Annotated in this window: 20 protein-coding genes; 7 read left to right on the forward strand and 13 right to left on the reverse strand. The window is 75.3% G+C overall.

What is annotated here, in order from left to right; all coding sequences use genetic code 11:
- Nucleotides 1–26: 26 nt before the first annotated feature.
- The 8 genes from ACFVXG_RS24530 to ACFVXG_RS24565 form a co-directional block, all read right to left on the reverse strand.
- Nucleotides 27–2,882: a hypothetical protein gene (locus tag ACFVXG_RS24530; protein ID WP_387930542.1), complete on the reverse strand. Its 2,856-nt coding sequence runs from the start codon at nt 2,880–2,882 to the stop codon at nt 27–29.
- A 277-nt stretch (nt 2,883–3,159) separates the two neighbouring features.
- The gene (locus ACFVXG_RS24535) at nt 3,160–5,373 is read right to left on the reverse strand and encodes a DUF6571 family protein (protein WP_387930543.1); all 2,214 of its coding nucleotides are present in this window, start codon (nt 5,371–5,373) and stop codon (nt 3,160–3,162) included.
- 2 nt (nt 5,374–5,375) lie between these two features.
- Nucleotides 5,376–5,687, reverse strand: a complete 312-nt coding sequence (locus ACFVXG_RS24540; protein WP_387930544.1) for a hypothetical protein — start codon at nt 5,685–5,687, stop codon at nt 5,376–5,378.
- A 93-nt stretch (nt 5,688–5,780) separates the two neighbouring features.
- Complete coding sequence (locus ACFVXG_RS24545; protein WP_387930545.1) at nt 5,781–7,031, reverse strand: RNA-guided endonuclease InsQ/TnpB family protein; 1,251 nt, start codon at nt 7,029–7,031, stop codon at nt 5,781–5,783.
- Nucleotides 7,032–7,263: 232 nt separating this feature from the next.
- On the reverse strand, nt 7,264–8,319 hold the full coding sequence (locus ACFVXG_RS24550) for an SPOR domain-containing protein (protein WP_387930546.1): 1,056 nt from the start codon (nt 8,317–8,319) through the stop codon (nt 7,264–7,266).
- On the reverse strand, nt 8,316–9,152 hold the full coding sequence (locus ACFVXG_RS24555; RefSeq protein ID WP_387930547.1) for a hypothetical protein: 837 nt from the start codon (nt 9,150–9,152) through the stop codon (nt 8,316–8,318). The genes ACFVXG_RS24550 and ACFVXG_RS24555 overlap by 4 nt, the downstream gene beginning before the upstream one ends.
- Nucleotides 9,149–10,114, reverse strand: a complete 966-nt coding sequence (locus ACFVXG_RS24560) for a hypothetical protein (protein WP_387930548.1) — start codon at nt 10,112–10,114, stop codon at nt 9,149–9,151. The genes ACFVXG_RS24555 and ACFVXG_RS24560 overlap by 4 nt, the downstream gene beginning before the upstream one ends.
- 53 nt (nt 10,115–10,167) lie before the next feature.
- On the reverse strand, nt 10,168–11,046 hold the full coding sequence (locus ACFVXG_RS24565) for a hypothetical protein (protein WP_387930549.1): 879 nt from the start codon (nt 11,044–11,046) through the stop codon (nt 10,168–10,170).
- 348 nt (nt 11,047–11,394) lie between these two features.
- Here ACFVXG_RS24565 and ACFVXG_RS24570 point away from each other — a divergent pair, with 348 nt between their 5' ends.
- Nucleotides 11,395–11,817 (forward strand): carboxymuconolactone decarboxylase family protein, encoded by a 423-nt coding sequence (locus ACFVXG_RS24570; RefSeq protein WP_387930550.1) that lies wholly within the window; start codon nt 11,395–11,397, stop codon nt 11,815–11,817.
- Between the two features lie 60 nt (nt 11,818–11,877).
- The gene (locus tag ACFVXG_RS24575; RefSeq protein WP_387930551.1) at nt 11,878–12,831 is read left to right on the forward strand and encodes an ADP-ribosylglycohydrolase family protein; all 954 of its coding nucleotides are present in this window, start codon (nt 11,878–11,880) and stop codon (nt 12,829–12,831) included.
- A gap of 136 nt (nt 12,832–12,967) precedes the next feature.
- Here ACFVXG_RS24575 and ACFVXG_RS24580 read toward each other — a convergent pair whose 3' ends face one another.
- A complete protein-coding gene (locus tag ACFVXG_RS24580; RefSeq protein WP_387930552.1) occupies nt 12,968–13,093 on the reverse strand; it encodes a hypothetical protein in 126 nt (41 codons plus the stop codon).
- Nucleotides 13,094–13,319: 226 nt separating this feature from the next.
- Nucleotides 13,320–14,300, reverse strand: a complete 981-nt coding sequence (locus ACFVXG_RS24585; protein ID WP_387930553.1) for a GlxA family transcriptional regulator — start codon at nt 14,298–14,300, stop codon at nt 13,320–13,322.
- Between the two features lie 71 nt (nt 14,301–14,371).
- On the opposite strand from ACFVXG_RS24585, the gene ACFVXG_RS24590 reads away from it, so the two are divergent.
- The 3 genes from ACFVXG_RS24590 (at nt 14,372) to ACFVXG_RS24600 (ending at nt 18,381) form a co-directional block, all read left to right on the forward strand.
- Complete coding sequence (locus ACFVXG_RS24590) at nt 14,372–14,731, forward strand: cupin domain-containing protein (RefSeq protein WP_387930554.1); 360 nt, start codon at nt 14,372–14,374, stop codon at nt 14,729–14,731.
- Between the two features lie 115 nt (nt 14,732–14,846).
- Nucleotides 14,847–15,506 carry a hypothetical protein gene (locus ACFVXG_RS24595; RefSeq protein ID WP_387930555.1) on the forward strand — a complete coding sequence of 220 codons (660 nt, stop codon included), beginning with the start codon at nt 14,847–14,849 and terminating at the stop codon, nt 15,504–15,506.
- A 169-nt stretch (nt 15,507–15,675) separates the two neighbouring features.
- Complete coding sequence (locus ACFVXG_RS24600) at nt 15,676–18,381, forward strand: M4 family metallopeptidase (protein ID WP_387930556.1); 2,706 nt, start codon at nt 15,676–15,678, stop codon at nt 18,379–18,381.
- A gap of 13 nt (nt 18,382–18,394) precedes the next feature.
- Here ACFVXG_RS24600 and ACFVXG_RS24605 read toward each other — a convergent pair whose 3' ends face one another.
- Nucleotides 18,395–18,814 carry a hypothetical protein gene (locus ACFVXG_RS24605; protein WP_387930557.1) on the reverse strand — a complete coding sequence of 140 codons (420 nt, stop codon included), beginning with the start codon at nt 18,812–18,814 and terminating at the stop codon, nt 18,395–18,397.
- Entirely contained in the window at nt 18,811–19,332 is a 522-nt protein-coding gene (locus tag ACFVXG_RS24610) for a peptidylprolyl isomerase (protein ID WP_387930558.1), read from the reverse strand. Before ACFVXG_RS24610 ends, ACFVXG_RS24605 begins: the two co-directional genes overlap by 4 nt.
- A 102-nt stretch (nt 19,333–19,434) precedes the next feature.
- Between ACFVXG_RS24610 and ACFVXG_RS24615 the strand changes: the two genes are divergently transcribed.
- Complete coding sequence (locus ACFVXG_RS24615) at nt 19,435–19,659, forward strand: hypothetical protein (RefSeq protein ID WP_387930684.1); 225 nt, start codon at nt 19,435–19,437, stop codon at nt 19,657–19,659.
- Nucleotides 19,660–19,689: 30 nt separating this feature from the next.
- Nucleotides 19,690–19,977 (forward strand): hypothetical protein, encoded by a 288-nt coding sequence (locus ACFVXG_RS24620; protein WP_387930559.1) that lies wholly within the window; start codon nt 19,690–19,692, stop codon nt 19,975–19,977.
- Nucleotides 19,978–20,047: 70 nt separating this feature from the next.
- On the opposite strand, the gene ACFVXG_RS24625 is transcribed toward ACFVXG_RS24620, so the two are convergent.
- On the reverse strand, nt 20,048–21,415 hold the full coding sequence (locus tag ACFVXG_RS24625; RefSeq protein ID WP_387930560.1) for an ALF repeat-containing protein: 1,368 nt from the start codon (nt 21,413–21,415) through the stop codon (nt 20,048–20,050).
- Nucleotides 21,416–21,529 lie beyond the last annotated feature (114 nt).

The raw sequence follows: 21,529 nt of genomic DNA on the forward strand, positions 1-21,529 counted from the left end.
ACGACCCCGCCCACCTGCGGGCGGGGTCAGAGCCGGTCGCCGGCCCGCAGTTCCGCGGTGAGCCGGCGCCGTCCGGCGACCGCGGTCTCCAGCACGACGGCCAGGCAGACCAGCAGCGCCAGGCCCGCCGTGGGCAGCAGCACCGGCAGCGCCGCGGGCCGCAGGGCGTCGCCGACCCCGGCGCCGACCAGGGTCGACAGGTCGAAGGCCGGCCCGAGCAGGGCCGCCGCCGCGAGCGCGGCCAGGCCCCCGCCCACCGTGGCCGTCAGGGCCTGCGGCAGCGCCTCGACGGTGATCAGCGCCAGCCCCTGACGGGGCCGCAGGCCCATGGTGCGCAGCCGGGCGAGGACGGCGGCGCGCTCGGGCGCGGTGCGCAGCAGGGTCAGCAGGACGGCGAGCAGGGCGAAGCCGGCGGCCGCGGCCGCGGCGTAGCGGAACAGGTGTCCGGCGGCCTGCTGGAGGGGGTCGTCGGCGAGCTGGGCGGCCAGTTCGCGGCTGCTGTGGACGGCGTAGCCGGGCGGCAGGCCGTGGGTGGCGCGGCCGGCCGCGGCGTCGTCGTCCTGGATGAGCTTGAGGATGCCGGTGGGCTGGGTCAGGCCCCGGTCCCGGAGCAGGGCCCGGACCGCTTCGGGGTCGATGTCGCCGACGGCGAGCCACCGGTTGGGCTTGCCGAGTTCCGGCAGGCGCTCGGCGGCCGGGCCGGCCGGGACCACGACGAAGGGCAGGCCCGGGTCCGGCAGGGCGGGGGTGGCGGTGAGCGCCCCGGCGACGGTGGTGCGCAGGTCGTTGCCGCTGGTCAGGTGGAGGGTGGGCGGGCCGGCGGCGAAGCGCTCGGCCAGGTCGGGGCTGACCAGCGCGGGCACGGGGGTGCCGGGGCCGGCGGCGGTGAGCTTCGCCGGGTCGAAGCCGCCGGCGCCGGTGCCGGCGGCGATCCGGGCGTACTGGGCCGGGTCGGCGACCACCACGGTGACCTTGGTGTAGTCCGAACCCGTGCCCAGCAGCAGGGCCTTGGCCTCGACCCGGACGGCGGCGGCGGCGCGGACCCCGGGCAGGCCGGCGGCGGCCGCGGTGAAGGCCTCGGGCACGGTGGCGTAGTCGGGGACGACGAGGGCGGTGTCGCCTCCGGTGGCCAGGCGCGCGGCGCGGGTCCGGCCGTGGTCGACGGCGTCGAGCACGGTGGCGCCGAAGCCGGTGCTGGTGACGGCGATCAGCAGGGCGAGCAGCGGCAGCGCGGAGGGCCGGTGGCGGCCCGTGGTGTCCCGGGCGGCGCGGGCCAGGCCGAGGAAGCCGGTCAGGCCGCGGCTGCGGCCGGCGAGTGCGGCGAGTCGGCCGATCAGCGGCGGCGCGGTCCTGGCCAGCAGCAGCCCGGCGGTGACGGCGAGCAGCAGCGGGGCGGCGACCAGCAGCGGGTCGCTCCCGGACCCGGGGTGGCCGACGCCCCGGCGGCGGAGCTCGGCCACCGCCGCGACGGTGACCGCCAGGACGCTGAGTTCGCCGATCAGCCGGCGCGGGCCGCCGGGCCCGCGCGGGCGCGAGCGCGCCAGGACGGCCCGGACCGGGAAGGCCGCCAGGGCGATCAGGGCGGCGGCCAGGGCGGCGAGCACCGCCGGGCCCCAGCGGGGGGTGGGCAGCAGTACCAGGGCGAGGACGGTGGCGAGCGCGGCGGCGGGCAGGACGGTGACCGCGCCCTCGCCGAGCAGCCGCAGCAGCACCCCGGTGCGGGAGGCGCCGCGGGCGCGCAGCAGCCGGATCTCGGCGGCGCGCCGGTCGGTGGAGAGGGCGGCGGCCAGGAACAGCACCACCGTCGCCACGCCCGCGGCGCCGGCCGGGCCGATCGCAGCCAGCGGTGTGGCGGCCCGGTAGCGGTCCCGGGCCCGGGTGAGGGTGTCCGGGAGGGCGGAGGAGGTGCGCAGGTCGGCGCGGCCGCTCGTGGGGGCCAGCGCCCTGGCGTCGGGGCCGTTGAGGAAGGACTCGACGGTGGCGATGGTGCGGTCGAGCCGGTCGGCGCGCAGGGCGGCGGGGTCGACGGGCAGCCGCCAGAAGTCGTCGGCGCCCCCGCCCCAGCGGGCCAGGGCCGCAAGGCTCGCGCCGTCGGTGAAGCCGGTGGTCTGCCACCAGTCGTTGCCCAGGGGGTCCAGGCGCAGGCAGGCGCGGGCCGGGCAGCCGAGTTCGTCCCAGTACGGGTCCAGCGGGTCGTTGACGCGGTAGAGGCCGACGACGATGGTGCGGCGGGCGCCGGATTCGCCGGTGCCGTTGTCGAGGACGTCGCCGGTCCTGATGCCGATGGTGCGGGCGGCCTCGGCGCTCACCACGATCGGCAGCGGGCCGTCGGCGGGGGCGGGGGTCGGCCAGGTGCCGTCGGTGAGGGTGACCCGGTCGGCGAGGCCGTCGAGGTGCAGCAGGTCCAGTTTGGGGGCCGTGTCGGCGGCGATCCGGGCGTAGCCGGGGTTGTTCAGGTCGCCCTTGGCGCGGGCCCGGGTGCCGACGGCCTCGCCCGCCGGGGCGAGCGGCAGGGCGGTTGCCAGGCGCCCGGTGAGGGCGTGGCGCACGGCGGCGAGGTCGGCGGCGGTGTCGGTCGGGCGGGTGCGGGAGGTGTACTGCAGGCTGCTCAGGCTCAGGTCGCGGTGGCTGACGTAGTCCTGGAGGGCGGCGTCGGCACCGCGGTCCTGGAGCCGGGGCAGGGCGGCGGCGAGGAAGACGGTGGTGAAGGCGAGGGCCGCCATGAGCAGCGCGGCCGCCGGGTCGGCGCGCAGCCTGGCGCGGACCCAGCGGGCGGGCCGGTGGGCGGTGCCGGTGCTTGTGCTCCCGGTGCTCGTTCTCGCGGTGCCGGTGCTCCCGGTGCCTGGTCGCCCGGTGCCGGTGCTCCCGGTGCGGATGGTCACGTGTCCTCCGGCCCCGTGGGGGCGTGCTGCGGCCGCACGCGGCGTCCGGCGGGCCGTGGTACGGGGCCGTGGCGGGGGCGCCGCAGGACCGTGTCGTGCGGCGCCCGTCCACCTTTTTCGCTCCCACCGGGGTGACGGCTGCGGGGGCCCGCCGGGTTCAACCGCTCCGGCGGGTCCTCCCGCGGCCGGCGGGGACGGACGGCCCGCGGCCGCCGCCCCAATCCCAGGAGGCGGCGGCCGCAGTGGAGTTGACGGTACGTCAGATCCGTCGGGTCCGTCAGGAGTTGCCGCGGCCGAGGAAGTGGCCGGCGGTGGTGGCGCTGGTGGAGCGGCGGTCGTGGGAGGCGTCCTCGACGACGTGGATCATGCTGCTGTCCGGGTCCATGCCACGGTCCTTGGCCCAGCCGCTGACCAGGTGGGTCATCTCGTTGTTGGCGTCGAGGTAGGTGTCGGAGATCTTGGCGTTGGCGACGCTGTTGTTGTGGTCCTTCATCTGGTTGTCCCACTCCCAGGCCCAGGTGTCGACCAGGCGCTGGGCGCCGTCGCCGACCCACGGGATGGGGGTCAGCGGGGCGCCGACCACGTGGTAGGCGACCTTGGCCTGCCAGTCGGCCTGGAGGTTGGCGTCGTCGCGCTGGCCCATGGCGACGTCGGCGCGGATCGCGTCGTAGACGCCCAGGCTCGCGGCGCCCTTGTTCATCACGTCCTGGATGTCGTTCTGCGAGGGGTTGGGCCCCATCGAGGACAGCTCCTGGGCGATCTTCGCGCTCTCGGCCTGGTGCAGGGTGGCGTAGGCGTCGGGGTTGTCGGACAGTCCGCGCATCACCCGCACCAGGCTGTCCTCGCCGACGCCCATGTGCACGGTGCCATTGGCGTCGGTCCACACCGCGCTGCCGTGGTCCTGGTACTGGGAGTTGCGGCCGTTGAAGATCTCGTGGGTGTCGTTGGTGTAGTCGGCCAGGGCGTTGGCCAGCGGCTGGCGCAGGTTGGCGTTGACCTTGTTGCCGCCCTGGCCCTCGTCCAGGGTGGTGACGGTGTCGTGCATGATCCGGGCCTGGGCCTCGGTGTGGTGGCCGGTGTGCGGGGCGCCGGCCGGCTGGCCGGTGGTCGCGGCCTCCAGGGCCGCGCCCAGGCCGCTCTGGGACAGCGGGTCGGGCATCTTGAACGGGCCGGCCATCGACGTGACCCAGCCCTCGGGCCACTTGCGGTCCTTGAGCAGGTAGTGCAGGTGCTGGTTGCCGCCGCCCGAGTTCGGGTCCAGGTAGGCGGTGGCGGCGTCCGGTTCGCGGCCCATGATCGCGAGCACGTTGTCCAGCGGGTCGGCGCCCAGCGCGGTGCCGTTGTGGTTGGCCTTGTAGCTCCACGCGTCGGGGGTCTTCTTCTCCGCGGCGGTGATGTCGTCGGCCAGGTCGCCGAGCATCCCGGCGGAGTACTTGGCGTCGCCCTTGGCCATCAGGGTGGTGAGGACCTGGTACCCGTACACCGGCTCGGTGTTGGAGCCGTAGTTGTGGTCCTTGTCGCAGCCGACCTTGCTCATGCCGTCGCGCCAGCGGCGGTAGAAGTCGGTGTTGGTGTCCTGGGTGGCGGAGGCCAGGGCGTGGGTGAGGCCGCCCTGGAGGTCGGTGTAGGCGGCCTTCTTGTCGTCGCCGGGACTGCTCAGCTTCCCGGCGAGCTTGAGCATGCCGTCCGGGCCGAGCCGGTCCAGCAGGCCCTGGGAGAAGGCGGGGTGGTCGGCCTTGTCCTTCATCAGGTCCTGCAGCTGGAGCAGCTGGTCCGGGGTCAGGTCGTCCAGGTGGGTGGCCAGGTCGGCGGCGCGCTGGGCGTCGCCGGCGTCGCCGCCGCCCACCGCCCCGCCGTTGAAGGTGGTGTCCAGCGGGTTGCCGGCCTTGGAGGCGCCGCGCAGGGCGGCGGCGATGCGCTGGTCGGCGCGGGTGGCGGCCTGCACGCCGGCCGAGATCGCCGCGGTCCACTTGGCGGCCGCGTCCTGGTAGGACTGCCGGGCCTCCGGGTCGTGGTGCAGCGCCTGGCGGGTCGCCGGGTCGAGCGTGGTCTCGTCGAACACCGCGGTGCCGGTGCCGGTGACCTTGAAGCCGTCCTTGACGGCGCCGTCGGCGGCGTCGCGGGTCTGCTTCTGCGCGGCGGCGAAGTCGGCGTGCGCCTCGTCGAGCAGCGAGGCCATCGCGTTGGCCTCGGTCTGGGCGTCGACGATCTGGCCCTTGGTCGCCAGCAGCGCGGTGTTGGCCAGGTTGGCGGCGCTGCCCGTCCACCAGGGCCCGCCGCCCAGACCGCTGCCGCTGCCCGGCAGGCCGTTGCCGCCCGGGGTGAACAGGCCGCTGCCGCCGATGCCGCCGCCCTTGCCGCTCCCGCCCAGGACGTCCTGCTCCATGGTGGTCTGCATGGTGTGGAAGCGGACGGCCATCGCGCGCCACTGGGTGGCGGCGGCGGTCAGCGCGTCGGGGTTGGCGTTGAGGACGTCTTCGTATCCGAGCATGGTCACGGCACCTGGAGGGACTGGGCGATGGACAGGTTGGTACTGCGGTAGTTGGCGCCGGTGCTCTGCATCGCGGCGGCGTTGGCGTTCAGCCGCCCGGTCAGCGCCTTGACCTGCTGGTGCCACTCGTCCAGCGAGTCCTTCAACGCCCCGGCGCTGTCCCAGCCCTTGAGGCCGGTGACGGCCGTCCCGGTGGCGTCGTCGGCGACCGCACCCGCACCGGGGCAGTCGTGGGCCAGGTTGGTCAGCGTGGTGTGCGCCTTGTCCAGCGCGTCGTGGTTGACCCCGAACCCGCCCGGTGGTGGTGTGCTCATCTTCCGATCCCCCATGTGTGGTGACCCGGTGCTGCGATCACCGGGCACCGATGATCGTATGTCCGCCGAGCGCCGGTTTTCGCAAGGGATCCATCAGGGATTTTTGACGTCCTCCCGGCCCTGAAGGACCGGGATTCCTACCACCGGCACGTGCCGGTCTCGGTGGGTTCCTGCTTCAACGCGCTGTGCCGGAACGGGTCCGGTCTTACCTGCGCTCTGCGAGGCGTTTCGCCTGTCCGCCCGTCCGGCGGCCAGGATGTTGCGTGCGGCGTTGACGTCGCGGTTGTGGGCGCTCCCGCAGTCCCCACAGGTCCACTCGCGGACGTGGAGGGGTTTGGGGCCGTCTTTGGTTCCGCAGGCCGAGCACACCTGGCTGGTGGGCTCGAACCGGCCGATCCTGCCGAAGTGGCGGCCGTGCTTGAGGGCCTTGTACTCCAGCATGGTGACGAACTGGGACCATCCGGCGTCCTGCACGGACTTGGCGAGGTTGGTACGGGCGAGGCCCTTGACCGAGAGGTCTTCGACGTACACCGCTTGGGTATCGCGGATGATCGAAGTGCTCAGCTTGTGGTGCCAGTCCCGCCGCTTGTCCGCCACGCGGGCGTGCTGCCGGGCTACCTTTTTTCGGGCCTTGGCCCGGTTGTTGCTTCCCTTCGCGCACCGGCTGAGGGCCTTCTGCATCCGCTTGAGCTTCTTCTCGGCACGGCGCAGGAACCTCGGGGAGTCGACCTTGCGGCCGTCGGCCAGGACGGCGAAGTGGGCGAGTCCGAGGTCGATGCCGGTCTCGGCGGTGGTCTCGGGGAGGATGTCCGGGTCGGTCTCGACCACGAACGACACCCAGTACCGATCCGTCGCGTCCTTGGTGACAGTAACGCTGGTCGGGGTGGACGGCAGTTGCCGGGACCACCGGACAGCAAGGTCTCCTACCTTGGCTACGTACAGCTTGCCGTTGTCGCGCAGCGAGAAGCCGTTGGCGGTGAGCCGGACACTCTGCTTGTTGTCCCGCTTCGACTTGAAGCGTGGCGGCGCTACCTTCGGCCCCTTGCGCTTGCCGGTGACCGAGGAGAAGAAGTTCCGGTAGGCGGTATGCAGATCCCGCAGCGACTGCACCAGCACCACCGATGACACCTCACCCAGCCACGCCCGTTCCTCGGTGCGCTTCGCGGCGGTGATGACCTGTTTCTGCAAGTCGGTGTCCTTGATGTACGGCAGCCCATCCGCGTGGGCTTCCCGACGGGCACTGAGCCCGTCGTTGAAGACCACGCGAGCACACCCGAACGCACGGGCCAGGCTGTGTGCCTGACCCGGCGTCGGGTACGCGCGGAAGTTGTAGCGGAGCTGCATGACGGTCAACCTACCCGAGGTGACTGACAACGCTCCGCGCTGCGGACCGAACCGGCTAGCCCCGCCCTGAAGGACGGGGCTTGTGCCGGACATGGAGGTCACCGTTTCGTCACCGCCTGGCGGCCGGAGGGCCGTTCGAGTACGGTGCGCCGGCCGGGCCGTCGCACCGTGACGGCCCGAGGGCCCCTCGCCCCCGTGGCGGGGGTGAGGGGCCCTCGGGCGGTCGGGTGGCTCAGGCGAGCAGGTCGCACTGGAGGTCGACCACCTGGCGGAAGGCCGAGACCGGCACGCCGCGGGGGTTGGTCATGGTGATCACGGCGACCACGTCGGAGGCCGACACGTACGCCAGACGGGTCGTCGGCACGTCCTTGCCCACCGTCTCCCGGGACTCCTTGCGGGTCACCTCCACGCCGTCGGGCAGCTCGCTGTCGGAGGCGGCGGTCGTGGTCCTCGCGTCGGGCGCGGCCTTGAGCTGGATCTCCGACCGCATCCGGGAGAAGGTGTCCCAGGCCTCGGCCGAGGAGCCGAAGCGCAGCAGCCGGATCCGGGTGCTGGTGCCGTCCGAGGCGGTCCACTCCCGCACGGTGGCCGCGCGGCACGCGTTCTGCAGCAGCAGGGCGCGCAGCCTGGCCGCGTTCTGCGCGTCGCCCTCCAGCGCGCCGCAGGACACCCAGTTGGCCGGGGCCGCCGCCCCGTCGGGGACCGCGGGGAGGGTGGGAGGGGCGCTCGGGCTCGCGGTGGCCGACGGGGCGTCGGAGGGGGCCGCCGTGGGCGACGCCGGGGCCGTCGGGGACGGGAACACCGGCGCCTTCACCGAGCCGCCGGCCTCCTTGGGGGCGGGCAGCAGCAGGTAGCGCAGGTCGGCCAGGTGCAGGCCAGCGTCCTTGTCCTTGGTCTTGTCCCTGCCCTTGTCCTTCAGATCGGGCGCGGCCTTGCCCGAGGGCAGCGGCGGCAGGGCCAAGGGCGGGAAGGTGTAGCGGCCGTCGCCGGCCGTCGCCAGGCCGGGGATGTCGGTGCGCTCGGGGGCGGTGACGGCCAGCGCGGCGCCGGTGCCGGCCAGGGCGAACACCAGGACGGCGCTGCCCCAGCGCACCGCGGCCTTGCGGCGGCGGGTGCGGCGGGCGGCCTGCTCCTCGGCGGCCTCCGCCGTCGTGGGGGCCTGGGCGGCCTCGGGCTGCGGGTCGTCGACGGTGACGGCGGCCCAGGGGCTCTCGGGCGCGGCGGGGGCCGCGGGGGCCTGGTCGTGCGGCTCCGGCGCGGGCTGCGGCGCGGGGGCGTGGTCGGTCATACGGAGGCTCCCGGGCTGGCGAGGCGGTCGAGCTGCATGGTGAAGAGGGCGACGATCCGGTCCTTGGGCAGCGGCGCCACGCCCTCGGCGCTCATGACCACCAGGAGGTCGCCCTCGGCGGCCGAGCACTCCAGGTAGTCGATCGGCGCGGACGGCGGCGCGGGCATCAGGTAGCAGTGCGCCTCGGGGTGGCCGGGGACCTGCGGGCCGGAGCGGAAGATGCCGGTGTCGCCGGTGAACACCGCGGTGTACTCGTTGATCCGTTGCACCTCCTGCTGGTTGAACTGGCGCAGCCGCAACCCGATCACCAGGTTGTTGTCCTCGTTGCGGTAGGTCCGCACGCCGGTGCCCTTGACGTGCAGGCCCTGCCAGTAGGAGCGGAGCTTGTCGCGCTTGTCCTTGGGGATCTGCTGGAGTTCGGCGTCCATCTCGTCGGTCAGCTGTCCGGCGCCGAGCTCGGTGTCGTTGCCGTAGCCGCCCTCGTCGGGCCCCGGGGCGTAGCCGGCCGGGACGGGCAGCAGCAGGTCGCGCAGCGAGCCGAAGTGGCTGCCGTTGGACTTGGCGCCGAACGGCGTGGGGGTGGCGGTCGGGGCGGGGGCGCCGGTGGGGCCGGCGGCCGCGGCCGGGGCGGGGTCGTCGTACTGGGTCTTGATGATGCCGACGCCGATGACCACCCCGACCAGGGCGGCGGCCACGGTGGCGGCGCCCGCGCGCAGCAGGCGGCGCTGGGCCGGGTTCGGGGCAGGGTTCAACTGGCTTGTGGGGGTGGGCGGTTCAGGAGATGCGGGGACCGTCGGGGCGGCGGGCGTGGAGGTCACGGATTCGTCGGTCATGCCAGCCGCTCCCACTGCTGCTTGGCGAGGGCCTTGAGGTCCCCGGTGTCCACCGGCTTGGGGCTGAAGACCTCCACGCTCATCTGCACCGTGCCGCGCTGGGCGGCGGCGCGGCCGTAGTAGTACTGCTCCTTGGTGTCGGACCAGCTGCTGGGCTCGGTCTCCGCGTAGTAGCCGCCGTTGGCGCCGTCGGCGAAGCTCTTCCCGTAGGAGGGGCCCGCGGCCTTGTCGAGGTGCTCGGGGGTGTACTGGGTGAGCATGACCCGGTAGCGGATGTCGTCCTTCTTCCAGTCCACCTCGGCGGCGCGCCGGAAGCCGGTCCTGGCCAGGTTCTTGAAGACGTAGGCCGCGTCGCCGTTGCGCTCGGCGAGTTCGCCGATCGACATCCAGCTCGGCTCGTACGGGAAGTCGCCCCAGGCGGTGCTGCCGTCGGGGACGCTGATCAGCAGCTTGCGCAGGTCACCGTCGATGGCCGGCGGGCCGGGCTGGGCGGCGGCGAGGGCGGCCGGGTCGACCGCCTCGGCCGGGTAGGCGGGCAGGGCGACCTGGATCGGGGGCAGCGGCGTGGGCGGGCGCTGGGCCTGGATCGCGTAGCCGACGCCGCCGCCGGCCAGCGCGCCCACGACCAGGGCGCAGACGGACAGCAGCACCGGGCGGGGGCGGCGCGGGGCGCGCGGGGCGGTCTCCGGGCCGGCCGACAGGTAGTCGGCGTAGGCGGCCGCCGCAGGGGCGAACTCCTCTGCGGCTGGCGCCTGCTGAGCCTGCTGCGCCGTCGCCTCGGCCGACCAGGGGGACGGGGCCGGGACGGGGGGCACCGGCGGGACCGGCGGCACGGGCGGGACGGACGGGACGGACGGTTCGGCCGGCACCGGGGGTACGGGCGGGACCGGGGGTACCGGCGGCACGGGCGGCAGCGGTGGCTCGGCGGCCGCGGACGGCGGCTGCTCGGGTTCGGTGGTCACGGAAACGACTCCAGAGGAGGAAGTGGGAACGACGTCGTGGGGCGGGCGCGGGCTCAGCCGCCGGAGGCGAGCCACTCGCGCTGGCGCTTCATCAGGTCGTTCAGCAGCGCCTTGTCCGGCGTGCCCTTGACCTCGACGTCGACGGTGTACTGGACGTCGCCCTGGCTCGAGATGCCGGTCATCGAGCCGGTGTAGGACTCGTTCTTGGGCTTGCGGCGGAAGCCGTGGGCGTTGGGGTCGCCGTCGATGTCGATCGACTCCTGCGACTTGACGGTGTAGCCCTGGACGAACCTGCTCGCCAGGTCGGCGGAGCCGAAGTGCAGCAGGGTGACGGTCACTTCGGCCGTGCCGTCGGCCGTCCGGTAGGTGCGGGTGGCGCCGTCCCGGTAGCCGAGCCGGTTGAGGATGGTGTCGATGTCGTCCGGCTTGCCGAACATCTCGGAGACGTCGTCGCGGGTCATCGGTATCCCGTCGGCGGGCCCGTAGGACTCGCCGCCGGCGGGGATCGGGAGCAGGAAGTAGCGCAGGTCGCCGTCGTGCGTGCCGCCGCTGACGGTGCCCTTGACGGTGCTGGCCGGGGCGGGCTCGGTCGGGACGACCGTCGGCACCGGGACGGGTGCGGCGGAGGGCGTCGTGCTCGGGCCGGTGCTCGTCGGGGCGGCGGTGGCGGTGGCGCGCGGCGCGGGTGCGGCGGCCGGGCGGCCGTCCGGCTTGCCGACCGCGACGGTCACCGCGGCGCTGGCCGCCGTGACGGCGAGCAGTCCGGCGGTGGCCAGCGCGATGCCGACGGCGCGCGGCAGCCGGCGCGGGGCGGCAGCGGGCGCGGGCTCGGGCGCAGCGGCGGCTTCCGGCGCGGCTGCGGGCTCCGGCGCGGCTGCGGGCTCCGGCGGCGGGTCGGTGAACGCGGCGCTCTCGTTCTCGGGCGCGGACAAAGGACTCCCCCCATGGGAATGATCGGAATTTCGCACGCGGGCCACCGTCGGAATCCGCTCCCCCTGCGGCCTTCCCGGACCGTCCATCACGTGTCTCAGCAGGCATTATGAGAGTCCGATGACATTCTCGCCAACGAAAAGAATCACCGCACTCCCGCCCAATGCCCGATCAACCGGACACTCCGTGACCCAACCGCAACAGGAACCCCCTGACGGGGTGTCGTTCGGCCGCGGCTCCGGGCCCGGCTTGAGTTGGAGTGCACTCCAAGTCCTACGGTTCCTTCCGTGGTCACGGCCGGTCGGCCGGGAGCACGGCACGGAGAACAGTACGAGGAGAGGACAGGCGCCATGGGTGTTTCGGAGCAGCAGGCCGGGCAGCGGCAGGAGCGGTTCGACCGGGGCATGGAGGTGCTCACCCGGGTCGACGGCGAGGGCGGGCAGCGGGTGGTGGACGCGCTGGCCGACATCAGCCCCGAGCTGGCCCACCAGGTCGTCGCCTGGGGCTTCGGCGACGTCTACAGCCGCCCCGAACTCGCCCCGCGCGACCGGCAGTTGGTGACCCTGGGGATGCTCACCGCGCTCGGCGGCTGCGAGCCGCAGCTGGAGGTCCACATCAACGCCTCCCTCAACGTCGGCCTCTCCCCCGTCGAGATCACCGAGGCCCTGCTGCACTCGGCCGTGTACTGCGGCTTCCCCAAGGCGCTGAACGCGACCTTCGTTGCCAAGAAGGTCTTCGGCGAGCGCGGACTGCTCCCGGTCACGGCGAACTGACGCCCCGCCTCCCGCCGACCCGCCTCCCGCCGGGGCCCGGGCGGTGCGAGGATGCCGGCCATGACCTATTCGGCAGCACGTGACGCGTTGGAGGGCCTGGCGCTCGGGGACGGCTTCGGGGAGCGGTGGTTCCCGCTCTTCCGCGGGCCCGCGGTGGCATTCCGTCAGATCCGGGCCCGGCAGGTGCCGGCGGAGACCCCGTGGCACTGGACCGACGACACGGCGATGGCGCTGTCGGTGTACGGGATCCTCACCGCGTACGAGGCGGTGCACCAGGAGCGGCTGGCGCAGGCCTTCGGGGCGACGTACCTGGCCGACGCGTACCGCGGCTACGGCAACGGGATGAGCCTGCTGCTGCCCCGGCTGGCCGACCGGCCGTCGCAGTGGCGGGCCGAGTCGCGGAAGCTGTTCGACGGGCAGGGCAGCCTGGGCAACGGCGCGGCGATGCGGGTCGCGCCGCTGGGGGCCTGGTTCCACGCGGACCTGGACGAGGCCGCGGAGCAGGCCGCGCTGTCGGCGGAGGTGACGCACGCCCACCCCGAGGGGATCGCTGGCGCGGTGGCCGTGGCGCTGGCGGCCGCGCTCGCCGCCCGCGGGCGCGCGGACGGCGGGACGGAGGCGGTGGCCGGGGCGGGGTTCCTCGCCGAGGTGGCCCGGCGCACCCCGGCCGGTCCGGTGCGCGACGGCCTGGAGCGGGCCGCCTCACTCGCCCCGGAGACCGAGCCCTGGCGGGCGGCGGACCTGCTCGGCAGCGGGCAGCGGGTCCGGGCCGGCGACACCGTCCCCTTCGCCCTGTGGTCGGCCGCCCACCACCTCGACAGCCTCGCCGACGCGCTGTGGACCACCGCCGAGGGCCTGGGCGACGTGGACACCACCTGCGCCATCACCGGCGGCGTCGTCGCCGCCCGCACCGGCCTGGGCGGGCGGGCCGCCCACTGGCTCGCCAGGCGCGAACCCCTGCCGGAGTGGGTCGCCGGCGCCGAGGACGAGACCCCGGTACGCCGCGCGGGCTGAGCCTTGGGCGGCCGCTACTGCCGGGGCGGGGCACGCGCGGCCGGGCGGGAACGCTTCGGTGAAGGTGGCCGAGGCCGAGGGCGAGACCCCCGTACGCCGCGCGGGCCGAGTCTCGGGCGGCTGCCCGGGGAGCCCGCTACTGCCGGGGCAGGGCTGGCGGGGTGAGGGTGGCGCGCAGGCCGCCGAAGGGCTCGAGGGTGAGGTCGAGGCCTTCGTGACGGGCTTCGATGATGGCCAGGCCCAGGCTGTGGCCCCGGCGCACGGGGTCCGCCTGGGCGGTGCGCCCGCGCCCGCGCAGGAACGCTTCGGCGAAGGCGGCCAGGACCGAGGACCAGCCCCCGTACGCCGCCCGGGCTGAGCCCCGGGCCGGCCGCGGGGTGGCGCTACCGCCAGGGTGGAACGTGCCCGGCGCAGCTGCCGGACGCGGCGGGCTAGCGGCTGGGCTGGCGGACGCGGCGGGGCCGGCCGGGTGCCCGGGCGGCGGGTCCTCAGGGCCGGGGGGCGGTGCCGAAGGTGCGGCGGTAGGCGCCGGGGGTGGTGCCGAGCGCGGTGTGGAAGCGGCGGCGCAGGTTGACGGCGGAGGCCAGGCCGACCCGAGCGGCGACGGCCTCCACCGGCAGGTCGGTGCGTTCCAGCAGGGCGCGGGCGGCGTCGATGCGCCGGGCCAGCAGCCACTGGCCGGGGCTGGTGCCGAGCTGTTCGGCGAAGCGCCGGGCCAGGGTGCGGGCGGAGAGCCCGGCGCGGGCGGCGAGGCCGTCCAGGGTCAGCCGCTCCCCGAGCCGCTGCTCGGCCCATTCCAGCAGCGGGGCCAGCGACTCGTCCGCCCGGGCGGGCGCGGGGGCGGCGGCGTACTGCAGCTGGCTGCCCTCGCGGTGCGGGGGCAGCACCATGTGCCGGGCGACCTGGGCGGCGTAGGCGGCGCCGTGGTCGCGGCGCAGCAGGTGCAGGCACAGGTCGATGCCGGCGCCGGAGCCGGCGCTGGTGGCGACGTCGCCGTGGTCGACGTACAGCACGTCCCGGTCGACCTCCAGGGCCGGGTGCTGGGCGGCGAGTTGGGCGGTGCGGCCCCAGTGGGTGGTGGCGCGGCGCCCGTCCAGCAGTCCGGCCTGGGCCAGCACGAAGGCGCCGGTGCAGATGGAGACGATCCGGGCGCCGCGGGCGTGGGCGGCGCGCAGCGCGTCCAGGACGGCGGGTGGGGCGGGTGTGCCGGGCGGCTGCCAGCCGGGGACGACCACGGTGTCGGCCCGTTCCAGGGCGGTCAGCCCTTCCTCGACCAGCAGCGGGACGCCGAGGGTGGTGGGCAGCGGGCCGGGGTGCTCGGTGCACAGCGTGAGGTCGTAGTACGAGGGCAGCCCGGCCCGTTCGGTGCCGAAGGCCTCGGCGGCGCAGGCGAGTTCGAACGGCGACTGGGGTGCGCCGAGCAGGGCCACCACCCGGTGGCGGGGCGGTGTCGCGGCGGGGGCTTCCATGGCAGGAATGTACCCGAGGATGTCTTTCCGGACACTGGGGCGGTGGGGGCGCGGGCGGCCACAGTGGGGGCATGGACGACAACGACGCACTGAACGACGACGCGGACGTACTGGACGACGACGGGCTGAAGACGGCCCTGCTCGCGCAGGAGGTGGACCCGGTCGAGGTCGGGCCGGGGATCGTGCGGCGGCGGCTGACCGCCACCGACCACGCCCGGGCCTGGCTGATCGACTTCGCGCCGGGCAGCCGGTGGCCGGAGGTCGACGTGCACCACACCGAGGAGCGGTACTACGTGCTCAGCGGCGAGGTGATCGAGGGCGCGGAGCGCCACCCGGCGGGCAGTTACGTGGTGTTCGCGCCGGGCAGCCGGCACCGGCCGCGCACCGAGACCGGGGCGCGGATCCTCGGGATCACCCTGTCCGGCTCCTGACGGGGGCGGGCGCGGTCCGCCCGCGAGGATGTCGCGGCCTTGTCACCGCTCGGGGGAAATCCTGGTCACGGGGGCCGGGCGGCCCCAGGATCGGGCAGGAGGACGGTGACGGGCCGTGGCATCGGGGGGCGGGGCGTTGGACGGACGGGTGCGGTGGTGCCTGGCGGTGGCCGCGGCGGCGGTGGTGACGCTGGCGCTCGCGGGTGCGGCGGCGGTGTGGCTGTGGTCGCAGGACGACGCGGTGCCCGGCTGGCTGTGGTGGCTGTGCTCCGGGGCTGCGGTGGCGGGCCCGGCGGCCTGGCTCCCGGTGCGCCGGAGCGGCCCGGACCGGCTGCGCGGGACGGGCACCCGGGCGGCGGGGTTCCTGCTGCTGACGCTGCTCTCGGTGTTCCTGGCGGCGCAGGTCGCCGGCACCGTACGGGAGCGGCTGGGCCACCCGCGCGCCGCCACGGCCCGGGTGACGGGCTGCCGGGTGAGCGGCCAGGAGCCGGGCGGGGAGGGCGGCGGCCTGGGCGCGAAGACGTACGCCTGCACCTTCCGCTGGAGCGTGGACGGGCGGGAGTTCAGCGCGGAGCGGCCGGAGGGGCCGTACCCGGAGGGCCATGAGGTCACGGTGTGGCTGGACGACCGGGGGCGGATGAGCACCGGCCGGCCGAGCTGGCTGTCGGTGCCGCTGTTCGCCCTGCCCGTCCCGTTCACCGCGTACGGCGCGGTGTTCCTGGGCCGCTGGACGGCCGCGGACCTGCGGGAGCGGTACCGGGCAGCACGGGGCTGAACGGGGCTGAACGGGTCGCCCACGGACGGCCGTGGACCGGAAGGGGGCCGCGCGGGACCGGACTTGATGAGCAGTCAATCGACATATGTCGCCAGACTGCCTATGGTGGACGGGCGCGACTGCACCGCCGTGCCGTCGCACCCCCGCACCCGCCCGTGAGAGGACCGCCGTGCCCCGACACCCGCGCACCGCCCGCACCTTGGCCGTCGCCGCCACCACCGTGGCGCTGGCCCTGACCGCACCGCCCGCCCTGGCCGCGCCCCCACCGACACCGGCCCCCGCCGCGGGCGCCGACCCGGTGCCCGCCCTGGTCGAGGGCCGGGACACCGCCGCCCCGCAGCTGGTGACCGGCCTGGCCGAGCCCGCCCCCGGCGACCCGGCCCAGGCCGCCCGGGCCCACCTGGCGGCCCACCCCGAGCGCTACCGCATCGACACCGGCGAGCTCGCCGAACTCGCCACCACCGCGGGCCCGGACGGCCGGCGCACCGTCAGGTTCGAGCAGCGCCACGGCGGGATCCCCGTCCTCGGCGGCCAGTACCTGGTGCACCTCACCGGGCAGGGCGCCGCCCAGAAGGTCGAGTCCGCGGGCGGGCGCTACTTCACCGGCCTGACCGCCCCCACCACCCCCGCCGTCCCCGCCGAGGCCCTGCGCCGCACCGCCGTCGACGCGCTGACCGACCCGCAGCAGCGCACCGGCGCCACCGCCGAGGACCACGGCGCCGTCGTCCTGCCCGGCGGCCCGGGCCGTCTGACCGAGCACTACACCGTGCGCCCCGGGGCCGGCGGCACCGCCCGCGAGGTGTACGTCGACGCCACCGCCGGCACCGTCGCCCTCGCCCACGACGCCCGCGCGCCCCGCCCCGCGACCGACCCCGGCCCCGCCCCCGCCGACGGCCTCCGGCCCGCCGCCGGCACCGCCCCCGACGCCCACGGACGCCCCACCGCCGTCCACATCGCCCAGCGCCCCGACGGCACCTACCAGCTCAGCGACCTCACCCGCCCCGCCGCCATCACCACCTACGACGCCGCCGGCCGCGACGAGGGCGACTTCGACCACACCATGCCCGCCGACGCCGTCCCCGCCTCCTCCCCCACCCCCGACTTTCCCGCCGCCACCGGGGACGACGGCGCCACCGACGCCCACGTCAACGCCGGGATCGTGTACGACTTCTACCGCGACCGCCTCGGCCGCGACGGCCTGGACGGCAAGGGCGGCCCGATCGTCTCCGTCGTCAACGTCAGCGACCACGGCAACCCGTTCCCGAACGCCTTCTGGGACGGACAGAAGATGGTCTACGGCGCCCTCCCGGGCCACTACCCCTTCTCCGCCGCCCTGGACGTCTCCGGCCACGAGATGACCCACGCCGTCATCGACCACACCGCCAACCTGACCTACTTCGGCCAGTCCGGCGCCATGAACGAGGCGCTCGCCGACTACTTCGGCAACGCCATCGAGGTCACCGCCCGCGGCCTGGCCATGGACGACCCCACCGCCCCACTGCTGGGCGAGTCGCTGTGCCGCACCGGCACCCCGCAGGAGTGCGCGAGCCGCCGCCTGGACGACCACCGCACCACCGTGGACGACTACCTGGGCACCCTCGACGTCGACGCCGGCGGGGTGCACCTGAACTCCACCATCTTCGGCGGCGCCCTGTGGGACATCCGGCGCAGCATCGACCCGCTCGCCGCCGACCGGCTCGTCTACCACGCGCTCGCCGACTACCTCACCCCCACCGACGACTTCCTCGCCGGCCGCGACGCGGTCCTCGCCGCCGGCCGCGACCAGGGCCTGGACCGGCGCCAACTGCGCGCCGTCGCCGCCGCGTTCGACGCCCACGGGATCCACGCCGGCTGGCAGCGACGGCTCGGCACCGACGCCCGCACCCTGCTGACGGACATCCCCAACGGCATGTCCAGCCCCGTCGTCGCCGACGGGCACTGGGTGGTCCTGGCCAACGGCCCCGACGGCAACGGCCTGTACACCGGCACCGTCGACGGCCGCGGCGAGCCCGTACGGCTCAGCCCCCAGGACGGGCGCTTCCACAGCTGGGCCGCCACCGACGGCACCACCGCCGTGTGGGAGGCCCAGGGCGGCTCCGGCGGACCGGGCAAGGAGCTCCTCACCGCCCCGCTCAGCGGCGCCGGCCCGGTGCGCAGCCTGCTGCGCACCACCGACGGCATCGACGGCCTCCAGGTCTCCGGCCCGGACATCGCCTACGTGCGCACCGACTCCGCCGCCCACCGCTCCCGGGCCTACCTGGTCCACGACGGCGCCCCGGCGGTCGAACTGCCGCTGCCCGAGGGGCACGGCGTGTCCGGCCTGACCCTGCGCGACGGTCTGCTCGGCTGGACGGAGACCTGGCAGGACGGCGGGCAGCAGGTGTACGCGCCGACCGTCTACTCCCTCGCGGCCGGGAAGGTCACCGCCCAGTACACCGCGCACGCCCCGGCGGGCTCCGGGCCCAGCCGCACCTCCTCCACCCTGCTGGCGGGCGGGCGCCTGGTGTGGCTGGACACCCCCGCCGACCCGGCCGCTCGCAGCTCCATCCGCTCGGGGGCCCTGGACGGCTCGGGCGTCGTGGACGTGGTGCCCGCGAGCTCCCCGCTGGCCCCGCGGTTCACCGCGCTGACCGCCTCCGACCAGGCCGTCAGCTACCAGCTGACGTCGGCGAAGCCGGCCGGCGGCTGGACCAACGCGGCCATGCCCAAGCTGTGGCAGGTGCCGCTGGCGGGCGGTGAGCCGCGGCGGGTCTCCTGCGACCGCGGCGGCCAGTACGCGGTGGCCGCCGACCGGGGCACCCGGGTGGTGTGGCTGGACGCCACGGCGGGGCGGGCGGACCTGGTGACCCGTGAGCGCCCGGCGGGCGGCTGCTGAGCACGGCCTTCCGTCAACTCCGCTGCCGCCGCCCGCGCTCGGCCGGGCGGCGGCTGTCCCCCTTCAGGAGGGCGAGGACCTCGTGCACCGCTGCCTGCCCGGCCCGGCGGTAGGCGTACTCGCTGGTGTCCACGTCGTGCACCACGGTGTGGTGCACGACCAGTGCCAACGCCGGTTCCGTACCGGGCAGTTGCTCGGCCAGCTCGGCGCGCACGCCCTCGGCCAGGGCGGCGTGGTAGCGGGCGAGCTCCCCCGGCTCCGGGTCACCGCGCACGGTGGCGCCGGCGGCGACCTCCAGGTGCACGCCCTCCTCCCACGGCTCGAAGTCGACCGTCGCGTCCGCGACGGCGCTCGGGCAGCCGCCCTGGAAGACGTAGCGGGCCCGCACCCCGCGCACCGGGCGGGGCGGGAAGGCCGCCGGCCCGGGGGTCACGCGTGGGTGATCTCGACCTTGGTGACCACCACGTCCTCCACCGGGCGCTCGTCCTCGGTCGGGGCGGCGGCGATCGCGTCCACCACGGCCTTGGAGGCGGCGTCGGCGACCTGGCCGAAGATGGTGTGGCGGCGGTTGAGGTGGGTGGGGGTGCCCACCGTGATGAAGAACTGCGAACCGTTGGTGCCCGGGCCGGAGTTGGCCATCGCCAGCAGGTAGGGCTTGGTGAAGAACAGCTCCGGGTGGAACTCGTCGGCGAAGGCGTAGCCCGGCCCGCCGGTGCCGGTACCGGTCGGGTCGCCGCCCTGGATCATGAAGCCCTTGATCACCCGGTGGAACGTCGTGCCGTCGTAGTACGGGCCGCTGCCCGGCTCCCCGGTGCGCGGGTCGGTGTACTCCCGGGCGCCCTCGGCGAGTTCGACGAAGTTGCGGACCGTCTTCGGCGCGTGGAACGGGAACAGTTCCAGCCGGATCGGGCCCGCCGTGGTGTGCAGGGTGGCGAACCGGGCGTTGGCCACGGGTGACTCCTCTTGTCGTTCGTCCTGGTCGGTACTCGGATGGGCATCCTGGCACATGGCAGGATTCGTGGCCGAACCGGTGAGGGAGAAGAGGTGTCCGTGGTGGTCGGAGCGGTGTTGGTCGGGGTGCTGGTGCTGGTGCTCGCCGGGTGCGGGTGCGTGGTGTGGGCCGCACGCGGCGGGCCGCGCTGGGCGCGCGCGGTGGCGGCGGTGACGCTCGGCGCGGGCGAGCTGCTGCGCGGCCAGGCGCGCCGCCGTCGGCGGCGCGAGCGGCGGCTCCTGGGCGGGAACAGCGGCAGCGGCGAGGGCGGCGGGGACGGGGGCTGAGGCGTGCCGGACGCGACGGATGTGCCGGGCGTGACGGAGGGTCGGCGGTTGCGGCGCGTCTTCGAGGCGGTGCTGGCCGAGGCCCTGGCCGGGCACGGGGTGGCGACCTGCCTGGGCCTGGACGACCCGACCGAGGAGGCGCTGTGGGCGGTGTACGACGCCGCGACCGGGTACCGGACCGGCCCGGGGACGGTCGAGGAGCTGGTGGCGGCCGCCCGCCGGGCCTTCGAGGGGCAGTTGGACGGCGGCAACGCGGCGCGCTGGCGCGAGCTGCTCGCGCGGAAGTTCGCGGAGAGGCTCGCCGAGCGCGGGGGCTGAGCGCAGGCGCTGGGCGCGGCGCGTCCCCGGTCGCCGTGGTGGGCACGGCGGCCGGGGACGCGACCGGGTGTCAGCTCTGGGTGGAGCGGCGGCGGGAGAGCGCGACCAGCGCCGCGCCCGCGGCGACGGCCGCGGCGGCGCCGCCGGCCTCCCAGCCGAGCCCGTCGGTGCCGGTGGCGGCGAGCGAGCCGGTGCCGGAGCCGGTGGTGCCCGTGGTGGCAGCGGTGGCGGCCGTGGTGTCCTCGGACGTGGTCAGGGCGGCCGGCTGGACGGCCGCCGGCTGCTGGGCGCCCTGGCCCTGCTGCCCGGCGGACTGGTCGGCCGGCTTGTCGGCGGGCTTGTCCGCCGGCTTGTTCCCGGCGGCCTCGTCCGCGGCGCGGGCCGTGGCCCAGCCCTCGGCGAGGAAGGTGGCGATGTCGGCGTCGCTGCCCTCCATCGCCTTGCCGGCCGCCGCGCGCACCGCCGGGCCGCCGGTCTCCATCAGCTGGGAGACCTTGATGCGGTTGTCGGAGGCGCGCAGCTTGGGCAGGTCGCTCAGGAACTGGGCGACGTCGGCCGGGGTGCCGCTGAGCGCCTTCTTGGCGGCCTCGACGGTGTGCGGGCCGGTGTTCTTGTCGGACAGCGCGACGAACACGGCGACCCGGTCGTCCGAGGCCTTGGCCGCGGGGTAGCCCTCCGCCAGCCACTTCGCGACCTCCGCGTCGCCGCCGTCCAGCGCCTTCTGGGCGCCCTCGCGCACCTCGCGGCCGCCGGTCGCCAGCTGCTGGGAGACCTTGACCCGGTTGTCGTCGCCGCGGTTCTTGGCCAGCTCGACCGTGAGGAAGTGCCGCAGCTCGGCCGCGCCGCCCTTGAGCGCCTTCTCACCGGCCGCGCGCACACCGGGACCGGTCTCCGGGTCGGCCAGGATCTTCTGGACCTCGGCGCGGTCCGCGTCCTCGGCCTGAGCGGCCGGCAGGCCCTCCTCGAGGAACTTCACGAGGGCGGCCTCGCCGCCGTCCAGCGCCTTGCCGCCCGCCGCGCGCACGGCCGGGCCACCGGCGGCCATCAGCTGGGAGACCTTCACCCGCAGGTCGTCGCCGCGGTTCTTGGCCAGGTCGATCTCCAGGAAGTGCCGCAGCTCGGCGGCGTCGCCCTTGAGCGCCTTCTCGGCCGCCGCGCGCACACCGGGGCCGGTGTTCTTGTCGTCCAGGATCTTCTGGATCTCGGCGCGGTCGCGCTGCTCCTGCCCCTCGGGAGCCTTGGGGCCGCTGCTGTTGCCCGGGCCGCCGTTGACGCCGTCGTCGCCGGGGGTGACGTCCGGCGCGGAGCCGGAGGCGGTGTCAGGACCGGAGAGCCCGGCGGGCTGCGGGGCGTCGGCCGCCATGGCCGAGGAGGGGAACAGGACGGCGGGGGTCAGGACGGCGGCGGCGACGACGGTGGAGACCCGGGGCAGCTTCATGCAGCGGAACCTTCGTTTTCCTGTGAAGGGATCATGAACGCCCGACAGCATAGATCCTTTTTTGCTATCGCCATACCAGGTATTTGCCAGCCTCCCCGGCGCCGGCCGACCCCC

It is taken from the genome of Kitasatospora sp. NPDC058162 (assembly GCF_042884005.1).
Taxonomy (GTDB): domain Bacteria; phylum Actinomycetota; class Actinomycetes; order Streptomycetales; family Streptomycetaceae; genus Kitasatospora.

What these genes read in the sequence shown, in the direction of transcription:
- ACFVXG_RS24535 (WP_387930543.1), bottom strand. Translation starts at nt 5,373, where the DNA reads ATGCTCGGATACGAAGACGTCCTCAACGCCAACCCCGACGCGCTGACC.
- ACFVXG_RS24540 (WP_387930544.1), bottom strand. Translation starts at nt 5,687, where the DNA reads ATGAGCACACCACCACCGGGCGGGTTCGGGGTCAACCACGACGCGCTG.
- ACFVXG_RS24545 (WP_387930545.1), bottom strand. Translation starts at nt 7,031, where the DNA reads ATGCAGCTCCGCTACAACTTCCGCGCGTACCCGACGCCGGGTCAGGCA.
- ACFVXG_RS24550 (WP_387930546.1), bottom strand. Translation starts at nt 8,319, where the DNA reads ATGACCGACCACGCCCCCGCGCCGCAGCCCGCGCCGGAGCCGCACGAC.
- ACFVXG_RS24555 (WP_387930547.1), bottom strand. Translation starts at nt 9,152, where the DNA reads ATGACCGACGAATCCGTGACCTCCACGCCCGCCGCCCCGACGGTCCCC.
- ACFVXG_RS24570 (WP_387930550.1), top strand. Translation starts at nt 11,395, where the DNA reads ATGGGTGTTTCGGAGCAGCAGGCCGGGCAGCGGCAGGAGCGGTTCGAC.
- ACFVXG_RS24575 (WP_387930551.1), top strand. Translation starts at nt 11,878, where the DNA reads ATGACCTATTCGGCAGCACGTGACGCGTTGGAGGGCCTGGCGCTCGGG.
- ACFVXG_RS24585 (WP_387930553.1), bottom strand. Translation starts at nt 14,300, where the DNA reads ATGGAAGCCCCCGCCGCGACACCGCCCCGCCACCGGGTGGTGGCCCTG.
- ACFVXG_RS24590 (WP_387930554.1), top strand. Translation starts at nt 14,372, where the DNA reads ATGGACGACAACGACGCACTGAACGACGACGCGGACGTACTGGACGAC.
- ACFVXG_RS24625 (WP_387930560.1), bottom strand. Translation starts at nt 21,415, where the DNA reads ATGAAGCTGCCCCGGGTCTCCACCGTCGTCGCCGCCGCCGTCCTGACC.